General features: G+C 60.0%; 14 protein-coding genes and 1 pseudogene. 11 read left to right on the top strand and 4 right to left on the bottom strand.

Annotation, left to right across the window (positions count from 1 at the left end; translation table 11 throughout):
* Window position 1: 1 nt before the first annotated feature.
* The 3 genes from RGAI101_RS08320 to RGAI101_RS08310 are packed head-to-tail and all read left to right on the top strand — an operon-like array spanning window position 2 to window position 3181.
* Window positions 2-766 (top strand): F0F1 ATP synthase subunit B family protein, encoded by a 765-nt coding sequence (locus tag RGAI101_RS08320; RefSeq protein ID WP_037227762.1) that lies wholly within the window; start codon window positions 2-4, stop codon window positions 764-766.
* Window positions 763-2301, top strand: coding sequence for a F0F1 ATP synthase subunit alpha (locus RGAI101_RS08315; protein WP_008225475.1), 1539 nt, complete (start codon window positions 763-765; stop codon window positions 2299-2301). Before RGAI101_RS08320 ends, RGAI101_RS08315 begins: the two co-directional genes overlap by 4 nt.
* Window positions 2285-3181, top strand: a complete 897-nt coding sequence (locus tag RGAI101_RS08310; RefSeq protein WP_008227521.1) for a F0F1 ATP synthase subunit gamma — start codon at window positions 2285-2287, stop codon at window positions 3179-3181. The genes RGAI101_RS08315 and RGAI101_RS08310 overlap by 17 nt, the downstream gene beginning before the upstream one ends.
* Window positions 3182-3211: 30 nt before the next feature.
* On the opposite strand, the gene RGAI101_RS08305 is transcribed toward RGAI101_RS08310, so the two are convergent.
* Both RGAI101_RS08305 and RGAI101_RS08300 read right to left on the bottom strand, forming a co-directional pair.
* A complete protein-coding gene (locus RGAI101_RS08305; RefSeq protein ID WP_008227471.1) occupies window positions 3212-4936 on the bottom strand; it encodes a bifunctional DedA family/phosphatase PAP2 family protein in 1725 nt (574 codons plus the stop codon).
* A gap of 333 nt (window positions 4937-5269) precedes the next feature.
* Window positions 5270-6835 (bottom strand): winged helix-turn-helix domain-containing protein, encoded by a 1566-nt coding sequence (locus tag RGAI101_RS08300; protein ID WP_008225440.1) that lies wholly within the window; start codon window positions 6833-6835, stop codon window positions 5270-5272.
* A 120-nt stretch (window positions 6836-6955) separates the two neighbouring features.
* Between RGAI101_RS08300 and RGAI101_RS08295 the strand changes: the two genes are divergently transcribed.
* The 6 genes from RGAI101_RS08295 (at window position 6956) to RGAI101_RS08275 (ending at window position 13695) form a co-directional block, all read left to right on the top strand.
* Complete coding sequence (locus RGAI101_RS08295) at window positions 6956-7540, top strand: hypothetical protein (RefSeq protein ID WP_157044658.1); 585 nt, start codon at window positions 6956-6958, stop codon at window positions 7538-7540.
* A gap of 169 nt (window positions 7541-7709) precedes the next feature.
* Complete coding sequence (locus RGAI101_RS08290; RefSeq protein ID WP_008225789.1) at window positions 7710-8792, top strand: PLP-dependent cysteine synthase family protein; 1083 nt, start codon at window positions 7710-7712, stop codon at window positions 8790-8792.
* Window positions 8793-8869: 77 nt separating this feature from the next.
* On the top strand, window positions 8870-10222 hold the full coding sequence (locus tag RGAI101_RS08285; RefSeq protein WP_198133686.1) for a pyridoxal phosphate-dependent decarboxylase family protein: 1353 nt from the start codon (window positions 8870-8872) through the stop codon (window positions 10220-10222).
* Window positions 10223-10243: 21 nt separating this feature from the next.
* A complete protein-coding gene (locus tag RGAI101_RS08280) occupies window positions 10244-11491 on the top strand; it encodes an adenylate/guanylate cyclase domain-containing protein (protein ID WP_008227933.1) in 1248 nt (415 codons plus the stop codon).
* A 113-nt stretch (window positions 11492-11604) separates the two neighbouring features.
* Entirely contained in the window at window positions 11605-11997 is a 393-nt protein-coding gene (locus tag RGAI101_RS21245) for an adenylate cyclase Cya3 (protein ID WP_008226926.1), read from the top strand.
* Window positions 11998-12159: 162 nt separating this feature from the next.
* On the top strand, window positions 12160-13695 hold the full coding sequence (locus RGAI101_RS08275) for an alkaline phosphatase D family protein (RefSeq protein WP_037227760.1): 1536 nt from the start codon (window positions 12160-12162) through the stop codon (window positions 13693-13695).
* Between the two features lie 67 nt (window positions 13696-13762).
* On the opposite strand, the gene RGAI101_RS08270 is transcribed toward RGAI101_RS08275, so the two are convergent.
* The gene (locus RGAI101_RS08270; protein WP_008228532.1) at window positions 13763-14344 is read right to left on the bottom strand and encodes a class I SAM-dependent methyltransferase; all 582 of its coding nucleotides are present in this window, start codon (window positions 14342-14344) and stop codon (window positions 13763-13765) included.
* A 283-nt stretch (window positions 14345-14627) separates the two neighbouring features.
* On the opposite strand from RGAI101_RS08270, the gene RGAI101_RS08265 reads away from it, so the two are divergent.
* Window positions 14628-16511, top strand: coding sequence for an AMP-dependent synthetase/ligase (locus tag RGAI101_RS08265; RefSeq protein ID WP_198133685.1), 1884 nt, complete (start codon window positions 14628-14630; stop codon window positions 16509-16511).
* Between the two features lie 36 nt (window positions 16512-16547).
* Entirely contained in the window at window positions 16548-17369 is an 822-nt protein-coding gene (locus RGAI101_RS08260) for a hypothetical protein (protein ID WP_008228441.1), read from the top strand.
* A 102-nt stretch (window positions 17370-17471) separates the two neighbouring features.
* Here RGAI101_RS08260 and RGAI101_RS22240 read toward each other — a convergent pair.
* Window positions 17472-17707 (bottom strand): annotated as a pseudogene (locus tag RGAI101_RS22240) (sensor histidine kinase); the annotation flags it as partial.

Raw genomic sequence — 17707 nt, 5'->3', positions numbered from 1 at the left:
CATGTCGATCGACTGGATCACTGTTGCGGCCCAGATCGCCAATTTCCTGGTGCTTGTCTGGCTTTTGCGGCGGTTTTTGTACCGTCCCATTCTGGACGGGATCGACGCGCGCGAAGCAGAGATCACCCAGAGAATGCAAGAAGCCGGGCGTGCGAAGGAGAAGGCGGAAGCGGTCGAGAATGAATTCCGCGAACAGCTCAAGACGTTGAAGACCAGGCAATCGGACATGGCGGATGCCGTTCGCCTTGAGGCCGAGAAACAGCGCGACGCGCTTTTGGTCGAGGCCCATAAACGGATGGCGCAGGAGCGGGAGACCTGGCACGCGCATCTTGACGAAGAGACGCGGAAATACACCGCGAAACTGCAAAGCGCGGGCGGCAAGGCCTTGTTATCCCTGACCCGCAAGGCGTTGACCGATCTGGCGGACGAGACGCTGGAAAGCCGTATCGCGCATCACCTTACCAAGCGGATCGAACCGATGACCAATGAACTGCGCAGTGCTGCCGGTGACGGCAAGGCGGCTGTGATCACCAGTCGCGACGCGCTGCCACAACCTGCCAGGGATGATCTGTCCACCGTCGTGCAGGCGGTGTTTCCGGATGTCGTCGTCCGGTTCGAAACGAACGCCGAACAACCCCCCGGCATCATTCTGCGCGTCGGCGGCGCACAGCTTGATTGGACCGTGGACGCGTACATCGACAGTCTGGCCGATCTGATGGCGGCGCAACTGACCGCAGAGGCTGATGTGAAGGAGGCGGCCCAATGACCGATGCAGCGCCTCATCCGACCGCACACCCCAAGGCATTGATTGACGCTCTCTTGGCTGCCCCATCCCCGGCACCACGCCTGAGCGAAATCGGCAAGGTGGTCGAAGTGGCGGACGGCATCGTCGTCGTTTCAGGGCTGGAGCGTGCACTGTCGGACGAGTTGCTGCACTTCACCAGCGGTGTGCAGGGCATTGTCCTTGACCTGGAACCGGGCAGGTTGGGCGTTGTGCTGCTGGGCGCTTCTGATGCAGTGACTGTCGGCGAAAGTGTCACCCGAACCCACAGGGTCGTCAGCGCCAAGGTCGGGCCGGCCCTTCTGGGCCGTGTCGTGGATGCCTTGGGAAATGCACGAGATGGCGCAGGCGTGATCCAGACCGATTTTCTGCGCCCGGTTGAGGCGGAAGCGCCGAAAATCCTCGACAGACGGGCAATTTCCCGTCCACTCGCCACCGGGATCAAGGTGGTTGATGCGGCAGTGCCAGTGGGACTGGGCCAGCGGGAGCTGATCATCGGCGATCGTCAGACCGGCAAGACGTCTATCGCCGTGGATGCGATCCTGAACCAGAAGTCGACCCAGGTGATCTGCATCTACTGTGCCATCGGGCAACGTGGCGATGCGGTGGCCAAGGTGATCGGGGCCATTCGCGACGGTGGCATGATGGCACGCAGCATCATCATGTCCGCAGGGGACGAAGACGCGGCCGGTCTGGCCTATGTTGCCCCCTATGCGGCGATGACCATGGCCGAATACTTTGCGGCACAGGCCAGGGACGTTCTGATCGTGCTGGACGATCTGACCCATCATGCGCGCTCCTATCGCGAGCTGTCGTTGCTGCTGCGCCGCCCCCCCGGACGCGAGGCGTTTCCCGGAGACATCTTCTACATCCACGCAAGGCTGCTGGAGCGGGCAGGGCAGTTTACCCATGCTGCGGGCGGCGGGTCGATAACGGTTCTGCCGGTTGTCGAGACGCAGGCTGAAAACCTGTCGGCGTACATTCCGACCAATCTGATCTCGATCACCGACGGGCAAATCTATCTGTCGCCACGCCTTGTGCGCAAGAACCAGTTCCCTGCGGTCGACCTTGGCGTTTCGGTGTCCCGTGTCGGGGGCAAGGCGCAAAGCGAGGCATTCCGCGCCGTGTCGGGCAACTTGCGCGTAACCTTGGCGCAATTCGAAGAGCTTGAGGATTTCGCCCGCTTTGGCACGCGGCTTGACGATGCCACGCGCGCGCGCCTGAAACGCGGGGCGGCGGTGCGGGCGTCCTTGCGGCAACCGGAACGCGACCCCATCCCGGCTGTGGAACAGCTTGCCGTTCTGGTGGCTGCGATGGAAGGACAATTCGACGGGTTGGACGACAGCGATACCGTGTCAGTGATGGCCCGGCTTCGACAGGCCGCTGCCCGCGATCTGGGTGACATCGCCAAGCAGATTGCAGCAAATGCGCCCCTTGCGGAGGAGGATCGCGCCAGGATGGTGGCCCTTGGCAAGAAAGCCCGCGAAACCATCGGAGGGGCGGATGACGCAAACCCTTGAAAAGCTGGCCCGCCAGACCGGCAGCATGCGCGGGATACGCAGCGTCGTTCACACGATGAAAACCTTGTCGGTCATCAACGCGGCCCCCTATGAACGCGCGGCCCGGGCAATCGAGCTGTATCATGAAACCGTGCTGGAGGGCTTGCACGCGTTCCTGACGTCGTTCGGCCCGATACCGGAAAGGCCGCCAAGCAAGGCGCCGCAGATTCTGATTGTTTTTGGATCGGATCACGGGTTGTGCGGTAACTATAACGAGGCGCTGGCCCGGCATGTTTCGGATCAGATCAACGGCACCCCTGCGACGCATCCACGAGTCTTGTGTGTCGGGGCGCAGATGGCGGACGCATTGGCCGATCAACGCATCACAGTCGACCAGACCTTGTTCCCCGCAGCATCTGTCGACGGGATAGGACGGCTTGCAAACCTTCTTACACGCCGTCTTGAGCATCTTCGAAATACGGCTCAGGCGCGTGAAATTGCCGTGTCATTGGCCTATGTCACGCAAGACGGTCGGCAAAAGCAAAGCCCTGCCGTCACATCGCTTCTTCCGATTGACGACGTGTTGCTGTCGGACCTTCAGACAAAGCCCTGGGTGTCGCGAAGCCGGCCGTCCTTTTCGATGCCCGCCAACGCTCTTTTCATGGCGTTGGTCCGAAGCCACCTGTTCGCCACCCTGTTCCGCGCCATTGCCGAGGCCCTGATGACCGAGAATGCTGCCCGTCTGGCGTTGATGCAGCAGGCTGAAAAGTCGGTTGACGCGCGATTGGAAGACCTAATGTCGGAAACGCGCAGAGTGCGCCAAGACGAAATCACAACCGAGCTTCTGGATGTGATCATCGGCTTCGAGGCATTGAAGGAAGGTAAGGTGAAACTGCCCTGAAGCCGCCCAAAGATGCAGGCTGCGACGTCGTCATTTCCTAGTCGGAAAGGGAATGGTCTGGCCAGAAGCGGGCCTGATCGTTCGGATCGGCGCGGGAGGGGCTTTCGATCCGTGCCCTGCTTCGTGAAAAGCGAAAATCCGCGCCCTCCCATCAGAGGACCAAGGGGCGCTTGCCAACGTTTGACCCGGTCCCGATCTTGATCGCCGCAGGGGGATCGAGCCGGTGACGGTCCCGGAATCGGCGGGCTGGTTGGTCCAGACGGACCGTGCGGCAGACGGACTGGTGACGTTTCTGGCATGATCGTAGGTGATGATCTGCCAGATGGCACCCAGAACCAACAGTACCATGAGCGCGACTGCCGCCATCCGGGCCGGTCGCGGGGCAGCGTCCGGATGTCTGGCCATGCGATATTCTTGTCGCCATTGCGCAACGGCGATCCCGATAACCAGCCACAGCGCCCCAACCAGCCAGCCATTTATGACGTCGGTCAGGTAATGTTCGATCAGGTAGATCTGACTGAGACCAACCAGAAATCCCAGCGTCACGGTCGCGGTGGTAGCAGGCAGCGACTTGAGGATTTTCACGCGCCATAGGATGAAGAAGATAAAGCCGTAGAAGGCTATCGAAACGGCGGCATGATCGGACGGAAAGCTGCCCGACGTCTCGAGGAAATAGCCAAGATCGGGCCGTGGACGGTGGAATATCTGCTTGAGCAACGTGACCGACGCAAGTTGGCCAACCAGAGCAACGCCAAGCCCGAGCAAAAGGTCATAACGCCGCCACGCCAGCAATCCTGCGGTTGCGGCGATGGCGAGGGGGAGCACGACTCTCCAGTCTCCCAAGCTGGTGATATGGGCAGATACCTTCAAAAGACCCCGTGTCCAGAACGCGTCGACAAGCTGCGCTATGTGCGTATCGGCCAGCACGATGGGGTCCAGCATGAGGAAGTCGAAGATCGTGCCGATCCAAATCACAAAGATATAAAGCGCCGCCCCGAGCAGGAGCGTGGCGGTCAGGCCCCAGAAGCTGGTGCGCTCGAACCTGCGGGTGATGAAGGCCGACGTTCGAGGGTATTTTTGAATCCAGCCCTGAACATCGGGATGATTGATGACAGCTCGCCCCATCGAGGCGAGGATGGATATTGCGAGCGGCATGAGGCGGATGACACGGGCGACGCCCCACCAAAGGGCAGCCAGCAAGACAAGCACTGCTATGGCAAGCAGACCCAGACGGGTGATCAGCGGTCCAAGACTGGACGCAGCCTCTCCGAGGAAGTAGCCGAAGGCAATATGGCCGAGCGCGTAGGGAAACCCGCTGAGGATGTTCCAAAGCACGAACTTGCGCCGATCCATGCCGGCAACCGAGGCTGCAAGTGGAACCAACCCCGACACGGGGCCGAGGAACCGACCGATGACCAGTGCAAAGCCCCCGTGACGCTCGAACAGGCGAACGGCCCTCTGGAAGTACTCCGATCGCTCCAAATGCCAGCGCGTCGAGAGGCCGCGGCGCGCAATCCGCCCGGTCCAGTAGCCCGCCTCACCGCCGAGTATCGATCCGATCGCGACGAACCAGACCAGATCAAAATAGTCGATCGCACCTTGCTGCACCAAGATGCCACCCGCGTCTACGAACAGGGTGCCGGGGACGAAGACGCCAGTGACAAAGAATGCCTCCAGCATCGCCGCGAGGCCGATGATCCAGTAGGACCACAAGCCGAGAGACTCCAGCGATGGCAGGATCTGGTCGAACGCCATTGGCATGTCCTCCCTTATTGCTGAAAAACTGCGGTCAGGTCACGCCGTGCCAGTCTAAGACGGCCCCGCCCGCATGGGTAAACTTTATGTGGCTTTGGCTGAAAGGATGCCCCCTGGGCTGTGACAGCGCTTTGCGCCGACTGGAAACTCACGGCGGGCAGCTTTCCAAACCTGTCTCGCGAATTATCAGATCAGAGCTGTCGGGGTTTGATGCAGGAACGCGGCTGGATCTTTGTTGATCGCATGGGTTCCGTGGATTGATAGGCTTTGATCAGAAGGGAGGGTGCCGCCTGTTCTTGGGGCAGCATAACAGGTCGCGGCCGGAAAATACGTTCAGCGGGCTTGAAACCCGATGGAGATCAGTGCCGAGCCAATCAGCGCCCGTATTTCCTGATTTTCAAAGGGAAAGGCTGCAAAGAACATTTCAACAGAGGCGTCCGGCCGCCGGTCTTTCGTCGTCTTTGCCCAACGTCTGGCTTTTTCTTCATCGCCGCTGATCTTGCAGATCATCGCAGCAATGGCACCAATCAGAAAATGCGACCCCGGCGCGCGGGCCCCTTTTTCGGCCCATAGCACAGCATTTTCATAGTCTTCCATTTGCAGATAGGCCAATCCGCAGGCGCTTTGCATTGCGTAAAGGAATGGGTCAAGCGGGCTAAGGGAAATGGCAGTTTGCAACTGCTGCAAGGCTTCGACGCCACGGCCGGCCATCACATCGCCCCAGCCATGCGCATAGAAACCTTGTGCAAAATTCGGACTGAGTTCTATCGCACGATCAATCCAGGGCATCCCCGCCTCGGGATCGCTGATAAGCCAGTGCGCCCGGCCAAGCGTAAAGTTTGCGAAAGGGTCTATCGGGTCCAGTTCTACAGCTTTTTCAGCGAACCGGCGTGTGTTGGAGGCCTCTTCCGCCGCATCGGTGCTGTATTTGAGAAAAGCGCTTTGAAAGCTGGTAAAGGACCTTGCGGCATGGGCACGGGCAAACTCCGGATCCAGGATCGTGGCCTTTTCGAAATGGCTGGCCGCGATCAGATTATCCGTCTTGTTGAACCGGTACATGTGCTGCAGGCCCAGATGGTAGATGCTCCAGGCGTCCAGATTTTCAGGCGGACGCAGGCGCGCGCGCTTGGCCTCGTTCAGCGGCACATGAAGTTCCAGCGCCGAAATAACATGGGTCACAATGTCATTTCTGGTTTCGTTGATGTCGCTGATGGTGCCTGAAAACCGTTCGCTCCAGACGACATCCTGGCTGCGGGTGTCTGACAGTTCGACCGATACCGCAATGACAGATCCGAAGATTTCGACCAGCCCCGTCAGGCAGTATTTGGCCCCAAGCGCCGCGTGGATCGTCGCCAGATCGGGTTCGGTTTCGCGGAACCGAAACGTGGACCCGCGCGACACCACTGCAAGCCAGCGCAAGCGCGACAGGCAAGAAATCAATTCGGCGGGGATTGCATCGGCGATGGCGCTGAAGGTTTCCGAATATCCGACCATCTGGAAAGGCAGGATGGCGATGGTGGGGCGGGACGCGGTTTGGACTGGCGCTGGCTGCGCTTGATCTGTTTCGGGTTTGCGCGCTTCGGCAGCCAGACTTGGCATAAGTGTCCCCACAAACCGCACGCCGCGCCCCCGTATCGTGCGAAGGTATTTTTGCCCCACGCCATCGTCGCTTAAAACCTTGCGCGTTGTTTTGATCACCGTGGCAATGGCCGCATCGGATACGATCCGGCCATCCCAGACATTTTCGACAATCTCGTCTTTTGTCACGATCCGGTCATGGTGCGTGACCAGCAGCGCCAGTAACTTGAAGGCCCGCGGTTCGATTGGCGCATCGCGTCCACCCTCGAGCAAGATGCCGCGGTCGATGTCCAGCGTGAAGTGGTCAAATCGGTAGCGCATGTTCAATCATTAGCCGCAACCATGAAAAACGCCACGAAAAACTCAAGTTCCCCTCAAGCGGCGCTCCGCGCGATCTGGCAGACGTTGATCATTCTGCAATCTCGCAAAGGACAAACGAAAATGTTGAACACTTCAAGCCACAAGAATGGCCGTTCCATCCCCGCTCTCCTTGCTCTTACCGCCGGGTCTTTGGTCATTGCCTGTCTGGCCACCGCATCCCCGGCCGAAACAGTCGAGGACAAGATCAAGCGGTCCCTGACCGCTGCCCCTTCGGACATCACGGATGATGCCACGATCATGGACGTCGACGGCACCGTCCTGCGTGCCGGTAGCAATGGCTGGGTCTGCTTGCCCGGTATCGGCCTTATCCCCGGCGACCAGCATCCGATGTGCAATGATGCCGTCTGGATGAAATGGATGGCAGCCGCCGCATCGGGGTCTGCGTTTTCCACGGATGTCGTCGGCGTGTCCTACATGCTTGCCGGTGATGCGTTGGTCAACAACGACAACCCCATGGCCACCGATCCGGGCGATGGCGGCGTATGGGTTCAGGAAGGACCGCATGTCATGATCCTGTTTCCGGATTTGAAGGTTGTCGCCGATCTGCCGCGCACGCCTTTTGCCGGTGGGCCCTATGTTATGTGGGGCGAAACCCCCTTGGCGCATGTCATGTTGCCCATGGAAGCCAAGCAGGCCCCCAAGTAGCCATTTGGCGACAGAAGGGCCGAAATCTGTTAACCTTTAACTTACAGCCATCTGATCGCGCGGTCCAAAGATGCCAGCGCGATCAGGTGCATGCGGGGCCCGCCTGACACCCGGATACTGCGCCAGTCGCAACGATCGGGTAAGATCCACTTTCAAAAAGGAACGTCAAATGCCTGTCAATGCATCCATCAGAACCACCAAGGGCCGTGGCCGCTTGTATGACACTGTCCTGGACACCATCGGCGATACGCCGGTGATCCGGGTCAACAACATCCCGACCCACGGGTCCACGATCTATGTAAAGGCCGAAGCCTTCAATCCCGGCGGATCGGTCAAGGACCGGCTCGCGGTCAACATCATCGAAGCGGCGGAGCGTTCCGGGGCCCTGAAGCCCGGTCAGACGGTCGTTGAAGCCACCAGCGGCAATACCGGTATCGGGCTTGCAATGGTGTGCGCGCAAAAGGGCTATCCGTTAGTCGTCACAATGGCCGATAGCTTCTCGATCGAGCGTCGCCGCCTCATGCGGATGCTGGGGGCGAAGGTTGTTCTGACGCCGCGCGCGGCAAAGGGCATGGGCATGTACAAAAAGGCCGCAGCCCTGGCCGAGAAACACGGCTGGTTTCTGGCCGCCCAGTTCGAGACCAAGGCAAATGCCGACATTCACGAAGCCACCACGGCGCAAGAGATTCTGGCGGATTTCGACGGGTCGAAACTGGACTATTTCGTCACCGGCTATGGCTCGGGCGGTACGGTTTCCGGGATCGGAAGGGTGCTGCGCCAAAAGCGCCCCGATACCAGGATCATCCTGACGGAGCCTGCCAATGCGCAGCTTCTGGGCAGCAAACATGCACAGGAACGCGAGGCAAACGGTGCCCCGGCGGTCAGCCATCCGGCGTTTGAACCGCACCCCATCCAGGGCTGGACACCCGACTTTATCCCCGCTGTGCTGGAAGAAGCGGTCGAGGGCGGGTATTACGACGAGCTGATCCCGATCGCAGGGCCTGACGGGATCAAATGCGCCCAGGACCTTGCCCGGAAAGAGGGTATTTTTACGGGCATCTCTGGCGGGGCGACCTTTGCCGTCGCTTTGGCCGTTGCCGAAAAAGCGCCCAAAGGGTCTGTCATTCTGTGCATGCTGCCCGATACCGGCGAACGCTACATGAGCACGCCAATGTTCGAGAACATCGCCGAAGATATGGATGCGGACGAGATTGCCATATCCCAGTCCACACCAGACGCGCAAATGGGGTGAGCCCGGCTATCATGGATGTTTTTGAAACTGCGTGTCGCAGAGCATCGGCATACAGGTCCGAAGTTGCCGGAAAACCGGTGAAGCCACAGCTTGACTATCTTCAGATGCTGGCGCGTTTCGGTGTGCCGCTGCCCGAAGCAGGCATGCCGGATTGCGACGTGATCGACGAACTCGCCGATCTTGGCGAAGCGGGGCTGATGCCCGTCACGCACCCCCGGTTCTTCGGGTGGGTGATGGGGGCCTCCGCACCGGTCAGCGTGGCTGCCGACTGGATGGTGGCCGCGTGGGGCCAAAATGCTGCGATGCATTCGGCCTCGCCAACAGCCGCCGCGGTGGAGGAAACCGCTGCCCGCTGGTTGCTCGAGATTTTCGATCTGCCGCGGGAGGCTGCCGTCGGGTTTGTCACCGGCGCAACCTTGGGGAGCTTTGTGGCGCTTTCTGCCGCCCGTGGTTCCCTTCTGCGGCGCGTCGGATGGGACTGCGAGGCTGACGGGCTTTTCGGTGCGCCGCAGGTACATGTCTTCGTCAGCGATGATGTGCATGCATCCGTCCTTTCGGCACTTCGGTATCTGGGGTTTGGCGAACGCCGCGTGATCCGCGTGGACACCGATGACCAAGGGCGCATGTCGGCGGATGATCTGGCGCGCCGATGTGCCGCTTGCGACGGCCCAAAGCTGATCATCGCGCAGGCCGGCCAGATCAACACCGGCGCATTTGACCCCTTTGACCAAGTGGCGCAGGTTGCACGGGCAAATGATGCGTGGCTTCACGTCGATGCGGCCTTTGGCCTTTGGGCGCGCGTCGCCCCGGATTTGCACCCTCTGACCAAAGGGATCGAGCTGGCGGATTCCTGGGTCGTCGACGGGCACAAATGGCTGCAGGTGCCGTTCGACACGGGCTATGCAATTGTCCGCGATCCCGAAGCGCTTGAGCGAAGCATGGCCATTACCGCCAGCTATCTGCCTGCCAAGAAGGCGAACCACAGGTCCCCATCCCAGCTTGTCCCCGAATTGTCGCGACGCGGGCGCGGCGTGCCGACCTGGGCGGCGCTCAAGTCTTTGGGGCGCAGCGGCGTGATTGAAATGGTCAGTCGGCACTGTCGCCTTGCCCGTCAGATCGCCGCAGAACTGGCGCAGGTGCCCGGCATTCTGGTGATGAATGACGTGGTGCTCAATCAGGTCATTCTACGCTTCGGAAAGCAAAGCGATGGTGCCGAGTGGCGCAAGGTGCTGGCTGAAGCGGTCATTGACAGGGTCATTGAGGACGGACATATTTTTGTTGCAGGCGGCGCTTGGCGCGGCGAGTGGGTTATGCGGATATCGGTGATATCGGGGCCGATTTCCACCGAGGATGCCTATATCACGACAAACGCCATTCGATCTGCTTGGTCACATGTCTCCGCAATCCAGCGCGATGATGCCGCTGGATGATCAGGAACAAGGATAAATCTGATGTCCGCTCGGCGCACCCAACGGCAACTCGCGGCAATCATCTCGGTTGACGTCGTGGGGTTTTCCCGGCTGATGGGGGCAGATGAAGACGGCACCCTGGCCATGCTCAAGCGTCTGCTAAAGACCATCGTTTCGCCTCAGATCGTCCGGCACCGGGGGCGCATCGCCAAGTTGATGGGGGATGGTGCGATCATCATTTTTGCCAGCGTCGTCGATGCCGTGGCAGCTGCCATCGCGATCCAGCAGGAAATGCACCATTTCAATGAAGAGATTCCGCCGGAAAAAACAGTGGCACTACGCATCGGCATCAATCTTGGGGATGTGATCCTTGAGGGGACGGATATCTTCGGCGACGGCGTCAACGTCGCCGCCCGCATCCAGGAGGTGTGTACCCCCGGCGGCGTGGCGCTAAGCGCGACAGCCTTTGAGCACGTGACCGGGAAGGTCGATGCCGAATTCGCCGATGTCGGTGAACGGGTGTTGAAAAACATTGCGCGCAAGGTCCGTGTCTTCCGGTGGCCCGATACCCAAGCCCGCGACGCGCCGCAAAGGCTGGCCTTGCCGGACAAGCCTTCCATCGCGGTGCTGCCGTTCGACAATATGTCCAGCGACCCCGATCAGGAGTATTTTGCCGATGGCGTCGTCGAAGGACTGACCGCAGCGCTTTCGCGGATCGGATCGTTCTTTGTCATCGCCCGTAATTCTGCCTTTGCCTACAAGGGCAGGCACTTGAACGTGATCGACATTGGCCGTGAGCTGGGGGTCGGCTATGCGCTCGAGGGATCGGTCCAGCGCGCGGGCGGCAAGCTGCGGATCACTGTCCAGCTGGTCGAGACGACGACAGGTGCCCATTTATGGGCCGAAAAATATGATGGCGCGGATAGCGAGCTGTTCGATCTGCAAGACCGCATCACGGAGCAGGTCGCCGGCGCGTTGCAGCCGTCGATCCAGAAAGCGGAAATCGACCGTTCCACACGAAAGCGCCCGCATGACATGGGGGCGTATGACTACGCCATGCGGGCGATGCGACATGTCTGGATGCAAGAAAAAGAGGAATCCGCCAAGGCGTTGGTGTTGCTGGAAAAGGCCCTCCAGATCGACCCTGAATATCCTCTTGCACTGGCGCTTTCGGCTTGGTGCTGGTCGCAGCATTCCGTCTACAACTGGTCCGATGATATCGTGGCGGTCAAGGCCCGCGCCCTGCAGATGGCAGAAAAGCCGCGGGGCTTTCGGGGGATGACCCGCTGATCCTGTCGGTTCTGGGGGTCGTACATACGTTTGCACGCAACTATGGTACCGCACGCATCCTGCTGGAGCGGGCCATTACCCTCGACCCAAATTCGGCTTGGGCGCTTAGCAGGTTGGGTTGGCTCGAGGTCTACGCTGACCGTCCTGCCGAGGCGTTCGGCCATTTCGAACATGCGATGCGTCTGAGCCCGCTTGACCCGATGAATTTCAACAACCTTGTGGGCATGGCCTCCGCCCATCAGATTTCCGGCGGATACGGTGCCTCTGCCGATTTGTTTCTGCGGGCCCTGATGGAACGCCCAAGCGCTTTTTGGATCCACCGCAATCTTGCCCCGGCACTGTTGGCGGCGGGCCGGATTGACGAGGCAGAGGTATCGAAAGCTGCGTTGCTGAAGGCCTATCCGGATATGACCATCAGACGCTACAAAGAAGCGATGGTATTCTCGCCACAGGCGTTGGAGGGGTTTTCGGTTTACCTGCGCAAGCTGGGAATTCCCGAAGAATGACATGCGGCGCAAGGCGGCGAAGCCGACGCTGCCTTTGGCGCGCCCCACCGGACCGTCTGGTGGGGCCATCAGGTTTCATCAAAGAGTCATAAAACTGTCGACCTAGTGAAACTCTAAGCATGGATGGTCCGGCCTGTAGAAAACATTCAGGAGGCAGTGATTATGCCACGTATTTCCTTTACCCGCCGTCAGGCTCTGTTGGGCTCAGCGGCTCTTGGCGCTTCATTGGCCATGCCGTCACTTTCACGTGCGGGGTCGCGTCCTCTCATTACACATGGCGTGATGTCCGGCGATGTCGCGCACGACGGCGCGATGATCTGGAGCCGCGCCGACCGCGAGGCCAAGATGATGGTGGAATGGGCGACGTCCGAGAGCATGTCGAACGCGCAGGCCGTGCCTGCCCTGGCCGTCGGCACCCCGACGGATTACACTGGCAAGATGGCTTTGACCGGGCTTCCCAGCGATCAGGACATCTTTTATCGGGTGACGATGACCGATCTGGCGGATGGCACCACGTCCGAGCCGACAGTCGGCAAGTTTCGCACCGCCCCGATGGGCCGCCGCGATGTCAGCTTTGTCTGGTCTGGTGACACCGCAGGACAAGGTTGGGGGATCGACGAAGATCGCGGCGGCATGACCACCTATGCCACCATGCTGGGCCATACGCCCGACTTTTTCCTGCATTCAGGCGATACAGTCTATGCCGACGGCCCGCTCAAGGAAGAGGTCGCGCTGGACGACGGGACAATCTGGAAGAACATCGTCACGCCCGCCAAAAGCAAGGTTGCCGAAACCCTCGACGAATTCCGGGGGCAGCATCTGTACAACTACATGGACCGGAATGTTCAGGCGTTCAACGCAGCGGTGCCGATCATTGCGCAATGGGACGACCACGAGGTGACGAACAACTGGTACCCCAACGAGATGCTTGCCAGTGACGACCGGTATGCGGTCAAGTCGATGCAGGTGCTTTCGGCGCGCGCGGCCCACGCCTTTCACGAGATGATGCCAACGCGGCAAAATCTGGCTGAACCGATGCGGGTGTACCGCAAGGTTTCCTATGGTCCGCTTCTGGATATCTTCGTGATCGACATGCGCACCTACCGTGGCGACAACACCGCCAACACCGAAGCAGAGGGCACGCCATTCCTTGGCGCAGACCAGCTGGCCTGGCTAAAGCGCGAGATGGTGAATTCCACCGCAACATGGAAGGTGATCGCATCGGACATGCCCATCGGGATGATGGTGCGTGACGGCGAGACCAACATGGAAAACGGAGCGAATGGGGACGGTCCGGTTCTTGGGCGCGAGCAGGACATCGCGGCAGTCTTGTCCTTCATCAAAGCGGCCGAAATCGCGAACACGGTCTGGCTGACGGCGGACGTGCACTATACCGCAGCGCATCATTATTCGCCGGATCGCGCTGTCTTTCAGGAGTTTGATCCGTTTTGGGAATTCGTGTCCGGTCCGCTGCATGCCGGCACCTTCGGTCCGTCTGCTTACGACAACACTTTCGGGCCCGAAGTGCGCTTTGCAAAGCATCCCGAAGAGGGGCAGGCGAACCTGCCCCCCAGCGACGGTATGCAGTTTTTCGGCAAGGTCGATATCGCAGCAGATACCGGCGTTATGACCGTCAGGTTGATGGATAGTGCAGATGTGGAGCTTTGGTCGGTGGATCTGGAACCCAAAGCCGTCTGAACGATCACATGGCAGGGCGGTCTTTTCGGGCCGCCCTTTCATTCGTGTCGAAAGTGGGTTTTCAGCGCTATCCTTGTCCAGTCATGAAAACATCATACCGCGTTGTTTTTCCAAGGATTTGATGCGTGCATGGCCTGATCCCCTGTATCGGATCAGCCTTGGCAGGCCACTTTAGAACCACACGGTTCAGCGCGTGCCTAAGCGCCAGACGCACCAGATCAGCCGCGTCATCGTCATTTCCGACGATCTCGCGGACTTGGCGCAATTCCAGCTTCACCAGCGCGGAACTTTTGCGGGGGGGATGCATCGGATCGATCAATATTGCCTCGCCCGACACTTCAGGCAGCAGGTCCTTGGCGTCTCCCTTCAAAAGCGTCATGCGACCGATAATCTCGCGCAACTCGCCTCCCTCTGCCGCGGCGCGTTCCATGCCCTGAACCAACAGCGCATGCATTTTCTCGGACCGTTCAATCATTGTGACCTGCGCGCCCAGCGACGCCAAAAGGAATGAATCCCGGCCCAAGCCCGCTGTCGCATCAATGATGTTCGGTGTTTTTCCCCCACGCAGACCCATGGCCTTGGCGATGTCTTGCCCGCGTCCGCCACCAAACCGCAGCCGGTGCGCCACGGCTCCGTTTACAAAATCCACGCGTAATTCCGGGGGAACTTTCTTCAAACTCCGCTCACTTTCGTCGCCATAAACGCTCCAATGTCCATGTCCATCAGTCTTTAGCTGCTTTCCGCCAGCGACCACAGCCCCAGAATTCAAAAGCCGAAACCAAGCACGGGCGAACTGCAGGGCAGGGCGTGCGAGTGGCCGGTCGGTTTCAGGGGGTGAATAACGGGTCCTTTGAAGCATTATGCCATCCGATCGCCTGGATCCCTACGGAACGAAGAAACGCTTTGAACGAACCCGCGCCGCCTGGGGGAAATTGACAAAGATCAACGTCCCCGAGCGCGGGAGTGTCACCAGTAAAGTCATGGTCCTCTCAGCGTCACCTGATATTGACATCATCGGTTGCAACGTCGCCGGGACGATCCCCGGGTTGATGTTGCATCGGGTCGGACGTTCGCCGAATGCCGTGGCATATTCGGAATTCCACGGTGGCGCATGGCGCGCCGTCACCTGGCAAGAGATGGCGCAGATCGTCGCCCGTTATCGCACCGCGCTGCAGTTTGCAGGGTTGGTCCGCGGTGACCGGGTTGCCGTCTTGCTGGCCAATTGCATCGACTGGATCGCGTTCGATATTGCAGCAATGGCAAACGGCCTGATAACCGTGCCACTTTATCCGCACGACAGCGCGGCCAACATCCGGTTCATTCTGGCACATTCGGGTGCTCGACTGTGCCTTGTCGATAACGCGGGGCGCTGGAATACGCTGGCCGCCGATCTTGAGCGCGACGTTTCCTTGCGAGAGGTCTGGACGCGCAGCGGCGACCAGGCACCGCGAAACGTGCATGGAACCGACATTCGCTGTCTGTCCGATGTCCTGAGCGTTGCCGAAGGCGATCCGGGGCCGTTGCGCTGTGCGGCGCAGGATATCGCGACGGTGATCCATACCTCGGGCACCACCGGTCAGCCGAAAGGCGCGATGCTGTCGCATCATGCGCTGCTTTGGAATGCCGAAGCGGTCACGGAATTCATCCCGCCGCTGACCAGCGATATTTTTCTTTCGCTCCTCCCGCTTGCTCATTCATTCGAGCGCACGGCGACATATCACATGGCCATGATGGGCGGCTCTCGGGTGGTTTTCGCACGGTCGATCGACACCTTGCGGCAGGACCTCCTTGAGGTGCGGCCGACGATCCTCGTTGCAGTGCCACGGCTGTACGAGCGGATCTGCGAGGCCGTCCAAAGCAAGGCCGCGCATAGCCCGATCACGCGTAGGCTGCTTGGGCAGGCGGCCACAATCGGCTGGCAGCATTTCGAGGCACGCCAGGGCAGGGCAAAGCCACCCGGAGCGATCACACGCTTGCTGGTGTGGCCAATGCTTGAACGGCTGGTGGCCCGACCTGTCTTGCGGGCCTTCGGAGGCAACGTGCGGGTCGCAGTCAGCGGTGGCGCGCCTTTGTCGCTGGAAGCGAGCCATTTTCTGATCGGTCTGGGGCTGCCTCTTGTCGAAGGCTACGGGTTGACCGAAGCGGCACCGGTCGTCACGGCGACCACATTGAAGGACTGCAACCCCGGCTCTGCGGGGCGGCCGTTGCGGGGGATCGAAATCCGGCTTGGCAGCGACGGGGAGTTATTGGTTAAGTCCCCGTCGCTGATGTCGGGCTACTGGCATGATCCCGAACGCAGCGCTGCCGCTATTGATCAGGATGGCTGGCTACACACGGGTGACATCGCTGAATTTCATGCGGGTCGCCTTTTCATAACCGGACGCCTGAAGGACTTGATCGTGCTGTCGACCGGCAAGAAAGTCGTCTCTGCCACTGTCGAAGCGGCGGTTGTGGCCGATCCACTCTTTGAACAGTGCTGTGTCATTGGTGACAACCGGTCCTGCATCGTCGCCATTGTCGTTCTTTGCCAAGATCGGTGGGAGGTTTTTGCAAAACAGCACCATCTGGACCCGGCGGACCCCAATATGCCGACGGCAGCAGCGGCGTTGCTGACCCGGGTCACAGAGGCAATGCGCGACCCGCCGCCCTTTGCCCAGATACGCGCCGTTCATGCCGTGTTGCTGCCCTGGACGGTTGAGGACGGCAGCCTGACACCAACGCTGAAAGTCAGGCGACAGGTCATCGAACACCGCTATCAGACAGTGATTGAACAGCTTTACGCGCGCCAAGCGCGGCACCGCCAAACCAATAGTTGAACGCCCCGAAAAGAGCACCTGGCAGAACGCCGCAAGATGAAAGTCGATCCGATGAAGGAAACGTCCGATAAACTGCACGATGCGCCCAAGGTGGCCGGCCGACGGATCGTCATTCCGGGACGACTGTCCGTGTCCGGACGTTCTGACCTGTCGCGTCAGATGTACGATGTTCATCAACAAATATTTTCGGGTGTTTCCCCAGAGGAATTCCGCCGCCATGTTGTGGATTCACCTGCTGAGATGACGCGCATCCAGCTTTACCTTGCTGGTGACGGTCGGATCGTAGGCTATTGTGCGTGCCACTGCTTCAGGCGCAAGGCGCAGGGACGTGACGTGATCGTGCTGCGGGCCGAGGCCGGGCTTCTGCCCGAATACCGCGGACGCAGAGCCGCATACGGCTTTGGGATGATCTGCGCGGCTGTCGAAAAGATACGGCATCCGTTCACGCCGATCTACTACCTCGGAACGCTTGTCCATCCATCAAGCTATCACCTTTTTTGCAAATATTTCACGCGGATATTTCCACATCCCGTCCACGAAACGCCCGCTCGCATAAGGGATATCGCCAGCGAACTCATCAACAGCTTTCCCGACCCGCCTGTGTCTGCCTCCGATCCCTTCGTGCGTGATGTGGGCTGGGTGACCATCGAGACACCGCAGGAAAGGACGCTGAACGGGCGGGCCGACGTTCAGTTCTTCAAGGCGCGCAATCCCGGCTACACCAAGGGGCATGGACTGGTCGTCGTCGTACCGATGACCGCCGGAAACCTGATCACCGCCCTCGTTTCACGGCTGACCGAACGGGTTCTCAGCGCTTTGGGCCGTCCGCTTCGGGTCCGCCACCTTAACCAGCCGTAGAGTGCGTTGCTTAATGGCCGAACGACGGCTTTCCATAACGGCGGCAGACGCAAGGCCGTGCGTGCGTAAGGCAGAGCTACAATACCTGTTTGCCCTGCTGGTCTATACGACGCCGAGAAGGCGATAAGACACGCCCTCTGGCTGGTAATCGGTGCGGCCTGTGCCATTAAAATAGCCGGGCCCGACCCGCGATAGAAGTTGGGAGCCAAAGCCCCGTTCGGATGGGGGCGTGACCAGCGGCCCATCACGTTCCTGCCAATCAAGCGTGAATTGTCCGTCTTCCGCACGCGACCAGCAGATACTGACGCTTCCGCCTTCGACTGAAAATGCCCCATATT

Origin of the sequence: Roseobacter sp. GAI101 (assembly GCF_000156335.1) — a bacterium.
GTDB lineage: Bacteria > Pseudomonadota > Alphaproteobacteria > Rhodobacterales > Rhodobacteraceae > Sulfitobacter.
This window is presented reverse-complemented; position numbering and strand designations above follow the sequence as displayed.